Origin of the sequence: Achromobacter sp. ACM01 (genome assembly GCF_014851745.1) — a bacterium.
Classification (GTDB): domain Bacteria; phylum Pseudomonadota; class Gammaproteobacteria; order Burkholderiales; family Burkholderiaceae_B; genus Achromobacter; species Achromobacter aegrifaciens.
In genome coordinates this window covers 257,420-275,936 of record NZ_JACVAF010000003.1, presented here as the reverse complement: position 1 = coordinate 275,936, position 18,517 = coordinate 257,420, and the positions used below count along the sequence as shown (strand labels likewise).

The following is an 18,517-nucleotide window of genomic DNA, read 5'->3' as shown; positions in this document are numbered from 1 at the left end:
AGCAGCCGCAAGGCTGCTTTTTTACTTGATCGTCCCGCGCACGATGCGCCGGTACCAATAGTGCAGCAAGGCCGCCGACAGTCCCAGGCCGACCATGGCCATCAGCCACATGCTGCCCGCGCCCTGGGGGGAGCCAGGGACCAGGATGGCGCGCACGCCGTCCAGGCCACCGCGGCCCGGGCCGAAACCGAACCACCAGCCGCCGACCAGGCCCACGCCCGCCAGCGCCACCACCTGCAGCAGCAGCGGCACCACCGCGACCTTGTAGGCGCGCAGCAGGTAGGAGTTGATGCACTGCATCGAGTCGAACAGGTGGAACAGGGGCAGGACGGCCAGCAGCGTGGTCGCCACCGCGGCCACCTCCGGATTGTCGGTATAGGCGGCCAGGATCAGCGGACGGCCGGCCAGCAGCACCGCCGCCGTCAGCAGGGCGCCCAGGATGCCCAGCGTCAGGCCGGCCATGCCGGTGCGATGCGCATGGGCGAGGTTGCCCGCGCCGATGGCCTGCGCGGTCAGGGCTGCCGTGGCGACGCCCAGCGCCATGGGCATCATGTAGCAGAGCGCGGCCAGGTTGGACATGATCTGATGGCCGCCGGTCACGTAAGTGCCTTCGCGCGCCACCAGCAGGGCCATGAAAGTGAAGGCCGACACTTCGACCAGGTAGGAACCGCCCATGGGGATGCCCAGGCGCAGCAGTTCCTTGAGCGTCTTCCAGTCGGGCTTGCCGACGTGCAGCTTGAAGCGGCGGTAGTAGCGGTCGTGGGTGATGACCCACAAGCCGAGGCCCAGGCTCATCCACGACACCACGGCGGTGGCCAGTCCGGCGCCGGTGGCGCCCATGGCGGGCAATCCCAGCTTGCCGTAGATGAACAGCCAGTTGAAGAAGGCCTTGAAGACTATGGCTGTCAGGTTGATCGCCATGACCAGCTTGGGCCGCGAAACCGACGTGCCCAACGCGTATATGGTGCGGAACACCAGCGCGGCGGGCAGGGCCAGCACCAGGGCCTGCAGATACGAGCCGATGCGTTCGCGCACGCCGGGAGCGACCTCGCCGGACATGGACAGCCACATGTTGGGGAACAGCATCAGCACGGCGCCCACCACGGACAATCCCAGCGCCAGCCAGACGCCCTGGCCCCAACTGCGGCCGACCTCAAGATTGTTGCCTGCGCCGAAGTGCTGGGCCAGGATGGGGATCAGGGCGTGCACCACGCCCATCAGTCCGACGAAAATGGTGATGTAGATCGACGCGGACAGCGCCATTGCCGCCAGGTCGGCGGCGCTGGAATGGCCGGTCATGGCGGTGTCGAGCACGCCGAAGGAGATGCCGGCCCATTGGCTGACCAGCACCGGCCAGGCCTGCCTGGCGATGCCGCGCAGGGTGGCGCCGAAACTCATCGGCGCGGCGGGCGCGGGCGTCATCGGGGGGCGCCGACTCGGAGCAGGCGGAAAACTTCCTGGCGGTCGGCGCGCCGGCCGCCTTGCCACAGCACCTCGGCGCCGTCGCTGTAGGCGGCGGTGTTGTCCCGCAAGCTCTGGTTGCTGGTCTGCTGCAGCACCAGCGTGCACTTGGAGTCGAACGTGAACGTGAGGTTATTGAAGATCAGGAACGAGGCGCGCTGCCCGCTGCCCAGGCTAAGCCCGCGCACGCACTCGCCGGGGCGCACGTTCTGCTGTAGCGCCTGGGCCAACTGGCCCGACACGGTGCGGTAGCTGCGGGCGTAGTCCACGGCGGGTTGCCACAGCAGCACCAGCAGGATCCAGGTCACCGTCAGGCCGCCGGCCGACAGCACCGTGCCGCGCCACAGCGCCTGCGGCCGCACCCGCAGCCGCCACACCACCAGCGCGATCCAGCCCACGGTGAAACCCACGGCCAGCGCGAACGCGACCCAGGAGATCTCGGGTTGGTAGCCGGTGGTCTGGCGGGCGATATTGCGGGAAATCTGCGCCGGCCAACCGAAGTGCAGGGCAACCCAGCCCAGCCAGACCGTGATGGCCGTCAGCGAAAAGCACATGACGGCGAACCAGTCCAGCGTGTTGACCACGCCGCGGCGCAGCGTGGGCAGCGAGAACGCGCCCAGCACCGCGCAGGGCACGGCCAGCAGCACGTACTCGGAATCCGAGGCTTCTTCCAGGCCGAACAGCACGACCGCCGAGCACACCAGCAGGACCAGCGGCAGCCAGATGTGCGGCGCGTAGAGCCAGGCGCGCCAGCGCCAGATGGCCAGCAGGGCCAGCGGCCAGGTCGGCCACAGGTACCAGGGCAGGTCGCGCAGGGTGCGCCCGATGTCATGCCAGGGCGGCACGGCGAAGGACGACAGGTTCCAGGTCTTCCAGTTGCGGATCCAGTATTCGCTGCTGTGGCTGGCGGGTATCCACCAAGCCAGAATCAGGACGGCGGCCAGCAGCGCGGCCCACGGCAGCCAGCGCCGGCATTTCCACAGTCGGCTGCGGGGGTAGAACGCCAGGGCCGCGCCCACCATGATGGGGATGGCGCCGACCCAGCCGCGGGTCAGGAAACTGGCCGCCAGTGCGATGCCCAGGGTGGTGCTGCCGGTGAATGGCCGGTCTATGCTGCGCGCCAGCGAATAGAAGGCAAGCGCCTGCCAAGCCATGATGGCGGGCACCACGGTGGTTTCGTGGGTGCGCTGCAGGATGCCGACCGTGGCCAGCAGCAACAACAGCGCGGCGTCCGCCAGCATGCGTCCGTAGTCGCGCGGTTCGGGTTCGCCGCCGAAGGGCAGGGCCAGCGGTTGCGCCTCGGCGCGGCGGCCCAGCAGATAGGTGCCGTACCAGACGCTGGTGGCGGTGATGCCGAACCACAGCAGATTGGGCAGGCGGCCGGCGGTGATGTCGCCGATGTAGGGGCCGAACAGCCAGATGCAGATCGCGCCCACCCAGGTGATCAGGGGGCCTTCCTCGGCGTGCGCCAGGTGTCCCACCTGCGGCAGCAACCAGGTGATGCCGCCTTCGCGGATCGCCGTGATCATGGTCGCCAGCCCCACGGCATCGTCTGTTTTCCACGGGTCGCGCATGAACAGGCCGGCCACGATATAGGCCAGCGACAAGCCCAGCAGAATCAGTCTGGGCAGTTTCGCGGTAGCCACGGACGTGAGCCGGGCTGGAGTGGAAATGGAAAGTGGGGACACGGGCGTTAATGTAACCGAGTGGTCTGGTTGCGCTAGTACCCAGCGTCAGAATCGGACGGCCAGGGAGAAAAAAAAGCAGCCCGGAGGCTGCCTTTTCGCTGCGGCTCCCGGGGGAGCGACAGATCAGGAAGCGGACTTGACCGTGCCTGCGGTGCGGGCGAAGCGGGCGCGGAACTTTTCCACGCGGCCGGTTTCGACGATGCGCGTCTGGGCGCCCGTGTAGAACGGATGCGATTCGGAGGTCACGTCGCACTTGAAGAGCGGGTACGTCTTGCCATCCAGTTCGATGCTTTCGCGCGTCTGGACGGTCGAACGGGTGATGAACTTGTTGCCCGTTTGCAGGTCGGCGAAGACGACTTCGCGGTATTCGGGGTGAATGCCTTCTTTCATGGTGCTTTCCTAGGGCTCTGTCGAGCCTTGCAAGTTGTTAGGGTCGCCAGCCGGGTGTCCGGTGTCCCGCCTGCCTGGCGAACCCGCCGATATGCGGATCGGGTTTGCCCAGCGGCCGGATACTCGTTGACTGTTCCAGCCACGTATCCAAAAAGTAACCCCAAATTCTAGCATGGGAATTTTGGCCAGGCCAAGAGGAAAGGAGGCCCCGCTCAGGGGCTCCCCTTGGCCAAAAATTGGGGCCAGATAAATTCGGCGCTTAAAGATCCGTGCGCAGCTTCCAGATCTCGGGGAACAGCACCACTTCCAGCATGCGCCGCAGGTAGTCCACGCCCGACGTGCCCCCGGTGCCGCGCTTGAAGCCGATGACCCGTTCGACCGTCGTGACGTGGCGGAAGCGCCACAGGCGGAACGCGTCTTCCAGGTCGGTCAGCTTTTCTCCCAACTGGTACAGGTCCCAGTAGCGGTCGGGCTGGCGGTAGACCGTCAGCCAGGCAGCTTCCACGCCAGCCGACGATTGGTAGGGTTGGGTCCAGTCGCGTTCGAGGTGATCGGCCGGCACGTCCAGGCCGTGGCGCGCCAGCAGCCGCAGCGCCTCGTCGTACAGCGACGGGGCTTCGTAGGCGCTGCGCACCTGGGCCAGCAGGTCCTCGCGGTGCGCATGCGGCTTTAGCATGGCCGCGTTCTTGTTGCCGAGCAGGAATTCGACCTGGCGGTACTGATAACTCTGGAATCCGCTGGAACGCGCCAGATAGGGACGCAGCGCCGAATACTCGGGCGGCGTCATGGTCGCCAGCACGTCCCAGGCATGGACCAGCTGTTCCATGATCTTGCTGACGCGGGCCAGCATCTTGAAGGCGGGCTGCAAGCGGTCGGCTGCCACATTGGCGATGGCGGCGCGCAGTTCATGCAGCATCAGCTTCATCCAGAGTTCGCTGGTCTGGTGCTGGATGATGAAGAGCATCTCGTTGTGCTCGGGCGACAGCGGATGCTGCGCGCCCAGCAGTTCGTCCAGATGCAGGTAATCGCCGTAGGTCATGTCGCGCGTGAAATCCAGCTGCGCTTTTTCCTGGCGGACGATGTCTTCGGGGCGTTCGGAGTGGCTCATGCGCGGCCTCCCTTGCAGGGCGGGGCGGCGCGGCGCGCCGAGGCGGGCAGGGCGCGCCACGAGGGCGCGTGGGGGCGGGCGCAGGCAAGCGCCGCATGCAAATCGGAATGGTCTTTCATGGTCGTGCTTCCAGAACCGGCGGCCGACTTCGGATCGGCCGCCATGGCCAGCGGACCAGCCTACAGTTCGCGCAGGACGGCGCGAACCGGGCTGGCATCGGCCTGGACCAGCGCCAACGGCAGTGCGATCAACTCGTAATCGCCTTCCGGCACATCGTCGAGCACCAGGTTCTCCAGTACCCGCATGTCGTGCCGCAAGATCGTGTGGTGGCTGTCCAGGGTCTTGCTGGACGCGGGGTCGATGCTGGCCGTATCCAGGCCGATCAGCATGACGCCGCGTTCGGCCAGCCATTCGATGGTCTGGGGCGCGTAGGCGGAGAAATCGTCGGTCCACCAGTCCTGCGCGGCATGCTTGGCGGTGCGGACCAGCACGCGCGGCGGCAGGTTCAGGGCCGCATGGGCCAGGTGGTCCACCGTGATGAGGGGGCCGCAATCGATGGCGTGGATGACGCGACAGGGACCCAGGAATGGTTCCAGTGATACGGCCCCGATGGCTGCGGCGCCGTTCTGGTAGTGCAGGGGAGCGTCAGCGTGCGCGCCGATATGCGGCGACATGGTGATTTCGCTGACATTCACCGGACAGCCGGGCGCAAGCGACCATTTCCATTGCTGGCGGTACGGCGTGTCGCCAGGAAAGACTGGCGATGCGGTGGACACGGGCGGGGAAATGTCCCACAAGCGTTTCATGTCAGGCGGGGGGATCGAGAGATGCGTTAAGCCTAAAGCAATTGCGGGCGCTAGTCTAACGAATTCCGGCGCGGGCCGCAGCCTACAGGCCGCCGAGTTCGGCCATGGACACGACCGTGCCGGCAGCCACGATCAGGTGGTCCACCAGCCGGATGTCCACCAGCGCGAGCGCCTGCTTCAGGTGCTGGGTGAATATGCGGTCCGCGGCGCTGGGCTCGGCCAGGCCGGACGGATGGTTGTGGGCGATGATCAGGGCGGCCGCGTGATGGCGCAGGGCTTCGCGCACGACCTCGCGGGGATAGACCGATGCTTGCGACAGGGTGCCGCGCGCCAGCTCGCCCGTGGCGATCAGGCGCAGGCGGTTGTCCAGGTAGAGCGCAATGCAATGTTCCACCTGCCGGTGCCCCAGCGCCATCTTGCAATATTGTTTTACCGGCAGCGGGTGATCCAGATTGCTGTTGCGGGCCAGATCTTCCTCGATGGCGCGGCGGGCCAGTTCCAGCAGGGCGGCCAGCATGCACGCCTTGGAAACCCCCAGGCCGGGAATCGCGGTCAGTTCCTCGGGCGTCGCGCCCAGCAGGCCTCGCAGGCCGCCAAATCGGGTCAGGAGCCGGCTGCCCAATTCAACCACGTCCAGGCCGGGAATACCGGTGCGCAGGGCGATGGCGAGCAGTTCCGAGTCCTGGAGCGCAGCGGCGCCGTGGCGCAGCAACCGCTCCCTGGGGCGCTCGTGTTTGGGCAGCCGGTCGGACAATTTCATAAGAGGCTCTAAAATCAAGGTTTACTCAATTGCATATACGGTGGCAGATCTTGAGCATCGCCTCTAATGAAGTGAACGTTTTGGTCCGTCCGGATTCTTACCTGACGCTGCACTATCGCATCACGCTGGCCTCGGGCCCGGGCAAGGATTCCGTGTTCGCCGACACCTTCGATGGCCGTCCCGGCACGCTGCAGATGGGCAGCGGCCAATGGGCGCCTGGCCTGGAAGCGGCGCTGGTCGGCCGCGCCGAAGGCGAGCGCTTCAGCGTCACGGTCGAACCCGCCGACGCCTACGGCGAACGCAACCCCGAACTGATCCAGCGCGTCACGCGCGCCATGCTGGCCGAGCATGCGGGCGCCGACGCCACCTTCGAACCCGGCGACCTGGTGGAATTCACCGCGCCCAACGGCGGCCGCTATTCGGGCGTCCTGAAGGAAATCAACGACGAATCGGCCCTGTTCGATTTCAACCACCCGCTCGCGGGCATCAGCTTGCGGGTCGACGTGGCGCTCTTGGGAGTCCTCTGATGAGCCAGGTTGTCACCGCCACCGACGCCGAAGTCCTGCTGGCGCAGCCGCGCGGCTTCTGTGCCGGTGTGGATCGCGCCATCGACATCGTCGAGCGCGCGCTTGAATTGCATGGCGCGCCCATCTATGTGCGCCACGAAATCGTCCATAACCGCTACGTGGTGGAAGACCTGCGCGCCAAGGGCGCCATCTTCATCGATGAACTGGACGACGCGCCCGCCGGCGCCATCGTGGTGTTCTCGGCGCACGGCGTGTCCAAGGCGGTGCGGGCCGAAGCCGACGCCCGTGGGCTGCGCGTGTTCGACGCCACCTGCCCGCTGGTCACCAAGGTCCACATCGAGGTGGCCCGCATGCGCGCGGCCGGCCGCGAGATCATCATGATCGGCCACAAGGGCCATCCCGAGGTCGAGGGCACGCTGGGCCAGGCCCAGGGCGGCATGTACCTGGTCGAGACCGTCGAGGACGTCGCCGGCCTGCAGGTCACCGATCCCGAGAACCTGGCCTACGTCACGCAGACCACCCTGTCGGTGGACGACGCGGCGGCCGTGTCGCGGGCGTTGAAAGAACGCTTTCCCAACATCGTCGAGCCCAAGAAAAGCGATATCTGCTACGCCACCCAGAACCGCCAGGACGCGGTCAAGGTGATGGCGCCGGATTGCGACCTGGTGCTGGTGGTGGGCAGTCCCAACAGTTCCAACTCCAACCGGCTGCGCGAAGTGGCCGAGCGCAAGGGCGTCGCGTCCTATCTGATCGACGGTGCGCAATCGATCGATCCGGCCTGGCTGGTGGGCCGCAAGCGCATCGGCGTGACCGCGGGCGCTTCCGCGCCGGAGATCCTGGTGCAGCAGGTGATCGATCGGGTCAAGGAATTGGGCGCGGTGTCGGTACGCACCATGCCCGGCCTGGAAGAGAATGTGGCGTTCCCGCTGCCCAAGGGCCTGTCCCGCAAGTCGGCGCAGACGGAATCGCTGGAATAAGCAGGCGGGCGCCGCGCGCATGCGCGGCGCCGCAACAGAAAATCAAGGAGACTTCATGCAGTTGTACAGCTACTTTCGCAGCTCGGCCGCGTACCGCGTGCGCATCGCCCTCAACCTGAAGGGCTTGCCCTACGAATACCTGCCCGTGCATCTGCTGAAGGACGGCGGCCAGCAACTGTCGGCGGATTATCGCAAGGTGAATCCGACCGCGCTGGTGCCCACGCTGGTCGATGGCGACGCCGTCATCGGCCAATCGCTGGCCATCATCGAATACCTGGAAGAAACGCATCCTGAAGTGCCGTTGCTGCCGGCGGACGCGGTAGGCCGCGCGCGGGTGCGCGACCTGGCGCTGGGCATCGCCTGCGACACGCATCCCCTGAACAACCTGCGCGTGCTGAAGTACCTGAAGCACACCCTGGGCGTGGACGAGGCGGCCAAGACCGCCTGGTACAAGCACTGGGTGCATCAGGGCCTGGAAGCCCTGGAGGCGCAATTGGCCGGTTCTTCCGCCACCGGCCTCTTCTGCCATGGCGATACGCCCACCATTGCCGATCTGTGCCTGGTGCCTCAGGTGGCGAACGCCCAGCGTTTCGACTGCGACCTGTCGGCCATGCCCAACGTCGTGCGCATCGATGCCGCCTGCCGTGCATTGCCGGCGTTCGACGCGGCCGCGCCGGGCAAGCAGCCCGACGCGGAGTAGCGCCTATCCGGGTGCAGACCGGCTCAGCCGATCTGCACCGGCACGAAGATCTTGTCTTCGCCGCGCTGTACCAGCAGGGCGACCGTCTTGCCCGCCTTGGACAGCGCGTCCTTCACCTGAGCGACGTTGCGCACCGGTACGCCGTTCAGCGACAGCAGCACATCTCCCGGTTCGATCCCGGCCTTGGCGGCCGGTCCGATCGAACGTTCGATCAGCAGCCCCTCGGCGCCAGCCGCCTGCTGCTCTTGCGGGCTCAGCGGACGCAGCGCGAGGCCGAGCTGGCCGCGCTGAACCTCCTGGTCGCCAGCCGAGGCCTGCGTCTTGTCCTTGGGCACGCCGCCCAGGGTGGCGACCAGCTCCTTCTGCGAGCCGTTGCGCCAGACGTCCAGCTTGATCTTTTCGCCCGGAGTCGCCAGCGTGATGGTGGAGGCCAGGTCGCCCGAGGACACGATGGTCTTGCCGTCGATCTTGCGCACCACGTCGCCAGGCTGCAGGCCGGCCTTGTCGGCGGCGCTGCCTTTCTCCACGCTGGAAACCAGCGCGCCCGAGGGGGTATCCAGCTTGAAGGAGTTGGCCAGATCCTGGTTCACTTCCTGCACCGTCACGCCCAGCCTGGCGTGCTGCACCTTGCCGTGTTCGAGGATCTGGTCCTTGATCTTGTAGGCCACATCGATCGGGATCGAGAACGACAGGCCCTGGAATCCGCCGGTGCGGCTGTAGATCTGCGAATTGATGCCCACGACTTCGCCGCGGTCGTTGAACAGCGGGCCGCCCGAGTTGCCGGGGTTGACCGCCACGTCCGTCTGGATGAAGGGCACCGAGGTGTCGTCGGGCAGCGACCGGCCCTTGGCGCTGACGATGCCGGCGGTGGCCGTGTTCTCCAGGCCGTAGGGCGAGCCGATGGCCAGCACCCATTCGCCCACCTGCAGCTGGTTGACGTCGCCCACCTTCACCACCGGCAGGTTCTTGGCGTCGATCTTGAGGACGGCCACGTCGGTCTGCGGATCCGAGCCCAGCACGCGGGCCTTGTATTCGCGGCGGTCGGTCAGCTTGACCGTGACTTCCTTGGCGTCCTGGACCACGTGCGCATTGGTCAGGATGATGCCGTCGGCGCTGACGATGAAGCCGGAGCCTTCGCCGCGCATGGGCACTTCACGCGCGGGCCGCTGGCCGCGCGCGCCGGGAATCTGGCCGAAGAATTGGGCGAACGGATCGCCTTCGTCGGCGGACACCTTGCGGGTGCCGCTGACGCTGATGTTCACCACGGCCGGACCGAAGTCGCGCGTGATCTGCGCAAAGTTGGGCGGGCTGGACGTGCCCGGCGCCTGGAAGGAGGAAGCGATGGCCGGCGCGGTGGCCGCCATCGAAACGCCGCCGGTGAAGGCGGTTGCGCCCGCGCCGCCTATGGCGCCGGCTGCCAGCAGCGCCAGCACCAGGCGCGAGGGTTTCATTTGGGTGGTCTTCATGTCGGCTCCTGCGTTCATGTTGAAGGACATGGCGCTATCTTCGGGCCTGACACTTAGGCGAGTCTTAAGTCGGAAAAACCACCTTCACGCGCAGGCCTGCGCCCACCGGCGTGTCCTGCAGTTCTATGGTGGCGCCGTGCTGGTCGGCGATGCTGCGCGCGATCGCCAGCCCCAGGCCGCTGCCGTGCTGCGAATTGCCTTCGACGCGGTAGAAACGGTCGAACACGCGCTCGCGCTCGTCCGGCGCAATGCCGGGGCCCTCGTCGTCGATCAGCAGGGTCGTCTCGCCGGGAGCCTGTTCCAGATGGAGGTGGACGCGCTTGCCGGCGGGCGTGTACTTGATTGCGTTGTCCAGCAGGTTGCGTGCCAGCAGCGTCAGCGCGTCGCGATGTCCCTGCACCGATGCTTGCGGCGCGCCGTCCAGGTCGATGCTGATCGATTTCGCGTTGGCCTGGGGCAGCATTTCAGAGAGCGCCTGGCGCAGCACGTCGGCCAGGTCCACGGTTTCGGCGGGTGCCTGTCCGGCCGCGCTTTCATGGCGCGCCATGGATAGCAGCTGTTCGACCAGGCGTGTCGCGCGGTCGATGCCGGCTGCCAGCCGCTGTTCGGCCAGCCGGCGCGCTTCCGTGTCGCCCGCGCGTTGCAGGGCCTGCAATTGCAGGCGTAGCGCAGTCAGGGGCGAACGCAGTTCGTGCGCCGCATCGCCGACGAACTGCTTTTGCTGCGCGAAGGCGCCGCGCATGCGCTCCAGCAGCAGGTTCAGTTCCAGCACCAGCGGCCGGATCTCATCGGGCAGGCCCTCCACGCTGACGGGCGACAGATCTTCCGGCTGGCGCGCCGCAACCTGGGCGCGCGCCCGCTTCACAGGCCGTAGCGACCAGCTGACCACGCACCAGACGATCAGCATGAGCAGGGGAGCGGCGGCGGCGATGGGGGCGATGGTGCGCAGCGCCAGCGCGCGCGCCATGCTGGTGCGCACGGTCATGTCCTGCGCCACCTGGATGACCTGGAAGGGCGTGGCCAGCGAATATACGCGGTAGGTGCTGCCCTCCATCTTCGCGTCGGAGAAGCCGAGGATGATCTGGTCCGGCAGCGGCCGGCGGGATCGGGAATTGAAGACGCGCACGCCGTCGGGCGTCCAGATCTGGATGATCAGGTCGTCCGCCACGGGCGAACCCGCGCCGCGCGCGTGCGCCGGACCTGTGCTGAGCAGTCCGTCGCCGGTGCCCAGCGACAGGGCGGTGCGCTGCAGCAGCGAGTCGAAGATATCGTCGGCCTGCGCCAAAGTGCTGCGGTAAGCGATGGCGCCTTGCACCAGCGCGCCGACCACGATGGCGGCCAACAGGAAGAAAAGCAGCCTGGCTCTCAGTGAGTAGCTAAGCGGAATGCTCATGTTTTGGGGATGACATAGCCGACGCCTCTGACGTTCTGGATCAGGTTCGGACCCAGCTTCTTGCGCAGGCCATGAATATAAACCTCAACAGCGTTGCTGCTGATGCCGTCTTTCCAGCTGTACAGCTTTTCTTCCAGCTGGGCGCGCGAAAAAATCATGCCCGGGCGAGCGATCAGCGGTTCGAGCACCGCCCATTCGCGCGCGGTCAGCGTGACCGGAGCGCCGTCCACCATGGCGGCGTGCGACTGGGGATCGATGGCGATGCCCTCATGCTCGAACACCGGTTCCGCGCGGCCTGCGCTGCGGCGGATCAGGGCGCGCATGCGGGCCAGCAATTCATCCACGTCGTAGGGTTTGACCACATAGTCGTCGGCGCCGGCGTCCAGTCCCGCGATCCGGTCGCTCACGGCATCGCGGGCGGTGGCTATCAGCACCGGCGTGCGGTCCTTGCGCGTGCGCAGGTCGCGTAGGAGCGACAGGCCGTCGCGCTTGGGCAGCCCCAGATCCAGAAGTATGAGGTCGTACGTATCGGTGCGCAGCGCGAGCTCCGCGGCATTGCCGTCCTTGACCCAGTCTACGGCGTAGTGTTCGGCGCGCAGGCAGTCCAGCACGCTCTCGCCTATCATGAGGTCATCTTCGACTAGAAGGATGCGCATGGTCGTGTCCGCCAGGATGGTCCAGCAGATTGGACGCGTGGCGGCGGACGGGAGTTCCCGGGTGAGGGTTCGGCGCGCGAACCGGCGCGGAAATGAAAAAAGCAGCCCGAGCGGGCTGCTTTTTGGAATCTGGTGCCGGCAATAGGAGTCGAACCTACGACCTTCGCATTACGAATGCGCTGCTCTACCAACTGAGCTATGCCGGCAAGACCATTTGCTCCGCTCCTGTAAGAGCCGCAAGCAAAACATCTTCGTTTTTTCCGGTCCGTCACCCTGTTTATGGGGTCCGATCTGGAAAGACCGAGATCATATCAGAGTTTTTTTGCGATGGGAAACCAAGCGGGCCAAACAGGCGAAAAAATCAGCGATTTGCACACTTCAAATTTTTAGTTCATAATCTCGTTTCTTAGCAGTTCCCCGATAGCTCAGTCGGTAGAGCGACGGACTGTTAATCCGCAGGTCGCTGGTTCGAGCCCAGCTCGGGGAGCCAAAGAATTCAGGGCCATTCACGCAAGTGAATGGCCCTTTTGGTTTTCTCCATCAGGGCGGCGAGCATGGAAGATCGGGTATGGACGACAAACGCATAGGCGTGACGGTGATTTCCGGCTTCCTGGGTAGCGGCAAGACGTCGCTGCTCAATCGCCTGCTGAGGGATCCGGCATACGCTGACGCTGTCGTCATCGTCAATGAGTACGGTGAGATCGGTGTGGACCATCACCTGGTGCGCCAGGCCCGCGACAACATTGTCCTGGTTGAAGGCGGCTGCCTGTGTTGCGTCGTCAGCGGCGCGGTAGTCGACGCTTTACGCGAATTATTCATGTTGGCGCTCAGCCGCAAGATCAAGCCCTTTCGTCGCGTGGTCATCGAAACCAGCGGATTGGCCGATCCCGCGCCCATCCTGTTCACCCTCAAACACGACCGTTTCCTCGCCGAGCGCTATGCGTACCGGGGCGCGATCGTCCTGGCGGACGCCCGCAATGGGTTGGACCAATTGGAGCGGCAGCCCGAAGCCCCGCGGCAACTGGCCCTGGCGGATGTCGTGGTGTTCAGCAAGCCGGACCTGGCGGACGCCGCGAGTCTGGATCTTCTGGATCAGGCCGTCGCCGCCATTAATCCGGGGGCGCAGCGCTGCGTGCAATGGCCTGATGCGCCGCTTGCGGATCCGCTGCGCACGGGTCTCGACCTGCGGGCCAGGCGCGATGGCGTGACTCTTGCGAATTGGTTGCGGCCCTTCGCACAGTCGAGAGCCGCCGTTCATGGAGATGTGGGCAGTTTCTCGCTGGTATTGGCTGCTCCTGTCGGGCGGGCGGCGTTTCTTGCGGGCATGTCGCGGGTTCTGGAACGCTTTGGGCAGGGCTTGCTGCGCATGAAGGGGCTGGTGTGCTTTGAGGGTGAGGCGCTGCCGTGCGAGGTGCATGGCGTGCGTGGCGAGCTCTATCCGATCAATCAGCTGGAGCAGTGGCCGGACGAGGAGCGGGCGTCACGGCTGGTCTGCATCCTGCGGGGGTTGGATGTCATTGAGGTTCGTGCCGCCTTGGGCGTTGCGCTCGGGCAGCCGGCTCCTTGATCGTCTGCGTCTGAGCGTCTGGTCTGGTCAGGGCTTGCGGGTGGCCGTCTCGATTATGGTGTCGATGTTGCGCCGAAATACGGTATAACCGGAGCGGTCTGGTGCAAGAATCGAGACAATCATGGATCGTTTGAAAGCCATGCAGGTATTCGTGGAAGTCGCTGACAGGGGCAGCCTGTCGGCGGCGGCGATCCATCTGGACATGTCGCGCGCCATGGTGTCGCGCTATCTCGCGGAAATGGAGCAATGGGTGGGGGTGCGCCTGCTGCACCGCACGACGCGGCGCCTGAGTCTGACGCCGGCCGGCGCCGAAACGCTGCCGCGCTGCCGCCAGATGCTGGACATGGTGGGAGACCTGCGCAATGCGGTATCGACCCCGGACGACACGCCCCGCGGGCTGCTGCGCATTACCACCAGCATGTCGTTTGGCTCCCGCCATCTGGCCAGCGCCATTACCGACTACGTCAAGCTGCATCCGGGCACCTCGGTTGACCTGATGCTGGTCGACCGCGCCGTCAATCTGGTGGAAGAGCGCGTGGATCTGGCGGTGCGTATCACCAATGACCTGGATCCCAACCTGATCGCCCGCAAGCTGGCGGTCTGCCGTTCGGTGGTGTGCGCCTCGCCCGAGTACCTGCAGCGCGAAGGCGTGCCGGCGCGCATCGAGGACCTGTCCTTGCGCAACTGTCTGACTCATTCGTATTTCGGCAAGAGCCTGTGGCGCTTCGAGCGCGACGGCGAGCCGGTGGATGTGCCGGTCAGTGGCAATATCAGCGCGAACGAGGTGTCGGTGTTGTCGCGCGCGGCGCTGGAGGGTGCGGGTATTGCGATGCTGCCGACCTACTATGCCGCGGACTACATCGCATCGGGCCGCCTGCGGGCCATCCTGACGCAAAGCAAGCCGCAGGAGCTGGGTATTTATGGTGTTTATGTCTCGCGCCGCCAGATGCCTCTGATCTTGAGGTCCATGCTGGATTTTCTGGTGGACCGCCTGGAATCCACGCCGTGGGACAAGCCTGCTCCGTAGTTTTTGCGCCGCGCAAGGCGCTGTGCGGGCTTGAGGGTGGGGTATATGGCGGTATAATGAAACAACTGCTTGAATATGTTGGACGCGGCGGGCGGATGCCGGCCTTGTCTGGTTAGAAAACATCCAAGAATCGTGGTTGCGGCTTATGTGGGCCGCGGGCATTGCGGAACTGGTTTTTCGCGTGCGCCAGGGGAAGCGTATCGGGTTTGTGGGTTGTGGCGGTCTGTCCGTGGCGCCCGAACCTTGATGATTCAGGTCCTTGATATCGATTGCCGCGGGAAGGCGGCGCCGGGTTGCCGGCGTGCTCCGCGGGCTGGCTGGCGATTTGTGCCGGCTTTTCCAGAATTTGCTTGAGTGTTTGCTGCGCGGGGCGCGGCAGGCATCCCGCTCAATCCCGATTGGCGCGGTCGTTTCGGCACATGTCCGGGGTATCTCTATCCGGGGCGCATGGCGGTAAACACAGGAATCCAGTGAGAACTACGCAAACCCATGCAGTCTGTTGCTGGCGAGCCGCCGAGGCTGCCGGTGCGGCGGCGGGTGCCTGTGCTGCCGTGCTGCGCACGTCGGTGCAGCCGGGTTTGCTGGATCTGCGGATTTTTTCCGGCGCCGCAAATGAAAAAGGCCCGGCGAAATCGCCAGGCCTGAATCAATTTGGTTGCGGGGGCAGGATTTGAACCTACGACCTTCGGGTTATGAGCCCGACGAGCTGCCAGACTGCTCCACCCCGCGTCTGAGAAATGAATAGTAGCCTTATTTTCAACCTAGCGCAAGTTAGCCCTTTTTGAATTTGAATGTCGATGAACGATAGCGAGGCAATACTCGTGTTGGAAACCGCGCTGCTTTGCGCGGCGCAGCCGATGCAACTGTCCGATATGCGCAAGCTGTTCGGGGACGATGAACAATTCGACAACAGCGCATTGCGCACGCTTCTGGAAACGTTGCAGGCCAATTGGGCCGATGGCGGGCTGGAGCTGGTGCAGTTGGCCACCGGATGGCGCTTTCAGAGCCGTCCGCGCATGCAGCGCTACCTTGAGCGCCTCAATCCGGAAAAGCCGCCCAAATATTCGCGCGCCGTGATGGAAACGCTGGCCATCGTGGCCTGGCGCCAGCCGGTGACGCGGGGCGACATTGAGGATATCCGCGGCGTCACCGTGTCTTCGCAGATCGTGAAGGCGCTGGAGGACCGCGGTTGGATCGAGGTCATCGGCCACCGCGACGCGCCGGGCCGTCCGGCGCTGTTCGGCACGACGCGCCAGTTTCTCGATGACCTGGGTCTGCGCGCCCTGGACGAATTGCCGGCGCTGGAATCCGCGCAGGCCGCGGCCGCGCTCGCCGGGCTGGATCTGGGTGAAGTGCAGCAGGTGCTGGGCGGGGAAGCGCCCGCCGCCGAAGACGCGTCCACCGAGGACGCCGAGGCTGCCGGTCAAGCGGTTGCCGAGGCTGCGGAGGGCGTCGAGGGTGAGGCGAGCGCCGAGGGCGAGGTTGGCGGCGAAGCCGAGGCTCGTCCTGACGGCGAACCTGCGGCTACGGCAGGCGAGGGTGAGGCGTCCGAAGTCAGTATTCCGGTTGCGGAATTGTCTGTTTCGGAACAGGATGTACCCATCGCTCCCGTCGATAGCGTAGAATCCATGCTTTCGCGCGCAGAAGAAGGCGCGGATCCCGCCGACGAATCCACCGTCCGGGAGCAAGCCGAAGGCTTGTCCAATACGTCAGCCACATCCGGTTTTCCCGACGATGCGGCTGACAACGACATTTCCGATATGGCCGCCGATGCCCCAGAAGCCGGCGCTGCAAAGGAAAGCGTCGAGAACGCAAAACACGCGGAACCGACCGACCCGATTGACGAGACCGATACCGCGGCGCCTGACGCCGCCGGGCATGAGCCCGCTTCCGGTCTTGCCGATCCTGTTCGGCCTGGCCCGGATGCCGCCTCTCCGGAATCGGACGAGGCAGGCGTCGAGCGGCCCGAGGCCGATCGACAGCCGGCGTCCCCAGATGATGACGAGCCTGCCGCAGGCAGGCCCACCCAAGTTTGAAATTCGGAGCTGTCCCAGTGACAACGAATACAGCAATGCAGGACGACAATCCCCGTTCGGATGATGCCGCTTCCAATGGCCAGCCGGAATCCGCCGCGCGTGAGCCGGCGGCTGAAGGCGAGACGGGAGCCCGCGGCAGGGGCCGCAAGCTGAGAACGCCGTTCCGCCGTCGCCGCGGCGATACCGCCGCCGAGCAGGCGCCGGCCGGCGAAGCGCAGCCCGCGGCGGCTGCCGCCCCTCAGGCCGAGCCGCAGGAGTCGCGCGGCACCGAGCAGGAAGCCGAGCAGGCGTTGTCGTACCTGGAAACCGCTGACCGCATGGAGCAGCGTCTGGGCAAGTACCTGAACAGCGATTCGGTCATGCCCAAGCTGCACAAGGTCCTGGCGGACGCCGGCATCGGTTCGCGCCGCGAAATGGAAGAACTGATCGTTGCGGGCCGCGTGTCGGTCAACGGCGAGCCGGCCCATATCGGCCAGCGCGTGGCGCCCAATGACCAAGTGCGCGTCAACGGCAAGCCCATCATGCGCGTCAATACGAAAAAGCCGCCGCGCGTGATCCTGTATCACAAGCCCGCTGGCGAGATCGTCAGCCATGACGACCCGGGCGGCCGCGCAAGCGTTTTTGCCCGCCTGCCGAAGCTGCGCACGGGCAAGTGGCTGTCGGTCGGCCGTCTGGATCTGAACACGGAAGGCCTGTTGATCTTCACGACCTCCGGCGACATGGCCAACCGCATCATGCATCCGCGCTACGGCACGGAACGCGAGTACGCGGTGCGTGTGCTGGGAGAAATGGACGAGGCTCAGCGCCAATCGCTGGTCGACGGCATCGAGCTGGACGACGGCATGGCTGCCTTCGGCGCCCTGGACTACCTGGGCGGCGACGGCAGCAACCGCTGGTACCGCGTCACCCTGCAGGAAGGCCGCAACCGCGAAGTCCGCCGCATGTTCGAGGCCGTGGGCGTCACGGTCAGCCGGCTGATCCGCACCCGTTTCGGCGACGTGGTCCTGCCGCGTACGCTGCGCCGCGGCCGCTGGGAAGAGCTGGATTCTTCCCTGGTCACGGCCTTGATGGTCCAGTTGGGCCTGGTACGCGACGACGATGAATCCGGCGGCAACCGTCGCCGCTCCAAGCAGCCGCAGTCGCATGACAGCGCGCTGCCCCCGGGTTTCGGCACCATGGACCGCAACGGCATGAACGGCGCGCGCATCGGCCGCCGCGGCAAGCTGCAAGGCGGCCGCTTGGGCAGCGCAGGCCAGGCGGCCGCGTGTCCGTCGGATCCTTTTGGCACGGGCCTGATGATTGCCGGTGGTTATGCCAACGGCCATCCCCTGTCGGGAGAGGGCGCTGGGGGCAACCGCAAGGGCGGCAAGCCTGGCGGCGGCCGTTCCGCAGCGGGGGCGGGCGGCAAGGCCGGCGGCAAGCAGGGCGGGGGCAAGCCTGGTGGCAAGTCCGGCGGCAAGCCGCGCGGTCCGCGCGCGGCTGCGGCGGGCGGCCAGCCTGGCAATGCCGTGTCGGTCGAGGCTGGCGGCGGCAACGTCGCGGAAGCGCCGGCTGGCGGTCGTCGCTCGGCTGGCGGCAAGCCTGCCGGTGCGCGTGGCAATAGCGGTCGCGGCGGCAAGCCGGCAGGCGCCGGTGGCGGCCGTAGCGGTAACAAGTCGGGCGGCGCCGGCGGCAATAAGGGGCCGAACGCTGGCGGCAAGCCGCGCGCACCCCGTAATGCCTCGTCGTCCCCGCGCGGCGATGACTGGCAGCCGCGCGGCGCTTCGGCGCACGAATCCCGTCTGGGCGTGATGGGCGGGCGCGGTCGTCAGGGTCGCTGAAGGCCTGCGGGCGGCGCGCCGGACGCGCCGCTGCGCGGGATATGTCCCGCATAAACGTAAGCCCGCGACGAATCAGGCGTTTTTCCAGTTTATCTGGTAAAATCAATGGTTTTCATGGCTTCGCGCCGTTGCCTT

At 66.0% G+C, this 18,517-nt stretch carries 16 protein-coding genes and 3 tRNA genes; 8 read left to right on the top strand and 11 right to left on the bottom strand.

The window, feature by feature from the left end; genetic code table 11:
• Nucleotides 1–21: 21 nt before the first annotated feature.
• From IB268_RS16070 to radC, 6 genes are all read right to left on the bottom strand, one after another.
• On the bottom strand, nt 22–1,422 hold the full coding sequence (locus tag IB268_RS16070) for an MATE family efflux transporter (protein ID WP_119450886.1): 1,401 nt from the start codon (nt 1,420–1,422) through the stop codon (nt 22–24).
• Nucleotides 1,419–3,149, bottom strand: a complete 1,731-nt coding sequence (locus IB268_RS16065) for a glycosyltransferase family 39 protein (RefSeq protein WP_054450975.1) — start codon at nt 3,147–3,149, stop codon at nt 1,419–1,421. The genes IB268_RS16070 and IB268_RS16065 overlap by 4 nt, the downstream gene beginning before the upstream one ends.
• A 123-nt stretch (nt 3,150–3,272) precedes the next feature.
• Nucleotides 3,273–3,539, bottom strand: coding sequence for a type B 50S ribosomal protein L31 (locus IB268_RS16060; RefSeq protein WP_054450976.1), 267 nt, complete (start codon nt 3,537–3,539; stop codon nt 3,273–3,275).
• A 259-nt stretch (nt 3,540–3,798) separates the two neighbouring features.
• The gene (kynA, locus tag IB268_RS16055; protein WP_054450977.1) at nt 3,799–4,647 is read right to left on the bottom strand and encodes a tryptophan 2,3-dioxygenase; all 849 of its coding nucleotides are present in this window, start codon (nt 4,645–4,647) and stop codon (nt 3,799–3,801) included.
• Nucleotides 4,648–4,826: 179 nt separating this feature from the next.
• Entirely contained in the window at nt 4,827–5,453 is a 627-nt protein-coding gene (kynB, locus tag IB268_RS16050) for an arylformamidase (RefSeq protein ID WP_054450978.1), read from the bottom strand.
• Nucleotides 5,454–5,535: 82 nt separating this feature from the next.
• Nucleotides 5,536–6,213: a DNA repair protein RadC gene (gene radC / locus IB268_RS16045; protein ID WP_175163872.1), complete on the bottom strand. Its 678-nt coding sequence runs from the start codon at nt 6,211–6,213 to the stop codon at nt 5,536–5,538.
• Nucleotides 6,214–6,263: 50 nt separating this feature from the next.
• On the opposite strand from radC, the gene IB268_RS16040 reads away from it, so the two are divergent.
• Genes IB268_RS16040 through maiA form a run of 3 tightly spaced genes read left to right on the top strand, consistent with a single transcriptional unit; the run spans nt 6,264 to nt 8,417 of the window.
• Nucleotides 6,264–6,740: a peptidylprolyl isomerase gene (locus IB268_RS16040; RefSeq protein WP_119450885.1), complete on the top strand. Its 477-nt coding sequence runs from the start codon at nt 6,264–6,266 to the stop codon at nt 6,738–6,740.
• Nucleotides 6,740–7,717 carry a 4-hydroxy-3-methylbut-2-enyl diphosphate reductase gene (ispH, locus tag IB268_RS16035; protein WP_125473831.1) on the top strand — a complete coding sequence of 326 codons (978 nt, stop codon included), beginning with the start codon at nt 6,740–6,742 and terminating at the stop codon, nt 7,715–7,717. The genes IB268_RS16040 and ispH overlap by 1 nt, the downstream gene beginning before the upstream one ends.
• Before the next feature lie 55 nt (nt 7,718–7,772).
• A complete protein-coding gene (gene maiA, locus IB268_RS16030; protein WP_054450982.1) occupies nt 7,773–8,417 on the top strand; it encodes a maleylacetoacetate isomerase in 645 nt (214 codons plus the stop codon).
• Nucleotides 8,418–8,440: 23 nt separating this feature from the next.
• On the opposite strand, the gene IB268_RS16025 is transcribed toward maiA, so the two are convergent.
• From IB268_RS16025 to IB268_RS16010, 4 genes are all read right to left on the bottom strand, one after another.
• Nucleotides 8,441–9,883 carry a DegQ family serine endoprotease gene (locus IB268_RS16025; protein WP_054450983.1) on the bottom strand — a complete coding sequence of 481 codons (1,443 nt, stop codon included), beginning with the start codon at nt 9,881–9,883 and terminating at the stop codon, nt 8,441–8,443.
• 64 nt (nt 9,884–9,947) lie between these two features.
• Nucleotides 9,948–11,276, bottom strand: a complete 1,329-nt coding sequence (locus IB268_RS16020; RefSeq protein ID WP_192354514.1) for an ATP-binding protein — start codon at nt 11,274–11,276, stop codon at nt 9,948–9,950.
• The gene (locus tag IB268_RS16015) at nt 11,273–11,932 is read right to left on the bottom strand and encodes a response regulator (protein WP_192354513.1); all 660 of its coding nucleotides are present in this window, start codon (nt 11,930–11,932) and stop codon (nt 11,273–11,275) included. Before IB268_RS16015 ends, IB268_RS16020 begins: the two co-directional genes overlap by 4 nt.
• Nucleotides 11,933–12,062: 130 nt before the next feature.
• Nucleotides 12,063–12,138: transfer RNA gene (locus tag IB268_RS16010), tRNA-Thr, on the bottom strand.
• A 208-nt stretch (nt 12,139–12,346) separates the two neighbouring features.
• On the opposite strand from IB268_RS16010, the gene IB268_RS16005 reads away from it, so the two are divergent.
• The 3 genes from IB268_RS16005 (at nt 12,347) to IB268_RS15995 (ending at nt 14,526) form a co-directional block, all read left to right on the top strand.
• Nucleotides 12,347–12,422, top strand: a tRNA-Asn gene (locus tag IB268_RS16005).
• A 78-nt stretch (nt 12,423–12,500) separates the two neighbouring features.
• On the top strand, nt 12,501–13,499 hold the full coding sequence (locus tag IB268_RS16000; protein ID WP_192354512.1) for a GTP-binding protein: 999 nt from the start codon (nt 12,501–12,503) through the stop codon (nt 13,497–13,499).
• 121 nt (nt 13,500–13,620) lie between these two features.
• Nucleotides 13,621–14,526: a LysR family transcriptional regulator gene (locus IB268_RS15995; RefSeq protein ID WP_119450881.1), complete on the top strand. Its 906-nt coding sequence runs from the start codon at nt 13,621–13,623 to the stop codon at nt 14,524–14,526.
• Between the two features lie 652 nt (nt 14,527–15,178).
• On the opposite strand, the gene IB268_RS15990 is transcribed toward IB268_RS15995, so the two are convergent.
• Nucleotides 15,179–15,255: transfer RNA gene (locus tag IB268_RS15990), tRNA-Met, on the bottom strand.
• Between the two features lie 62 nt (nt 15,256–15,317).
• On the opposite strand from IB268_RS15990, the gene scpB reads away from it, so the two are divergent.
• Both scpB and IB268_RS15980 read left to right on the top strand, forming a co-directional pair.
• On the top strand, nt 15,318–16,562 hold the full coding sequence (scpB, locus tag IB268_RS15985; protein WP_192354511.1) for an SMC-Scp complex subunit ScpB: 1,245 nt from the start codon (nt 15,318–15,320) through the stop codon (nt 16,560–16,562).
• Nucleotides 16,563–16,597: 35 nt separating this feature from the next.
• Complete coding sequence (locus tag IB268_RS15980) at nt 16,598–18,382, top strand: pseudouridine synthase (protein ID WP_054450989.1); 1,785 nt, start codon at nt 16,598–16,600, stop codon at nt 18,380–18,382.
• Nucleotides 18,383–18,517: the final 135 nt, after the last annotated feature.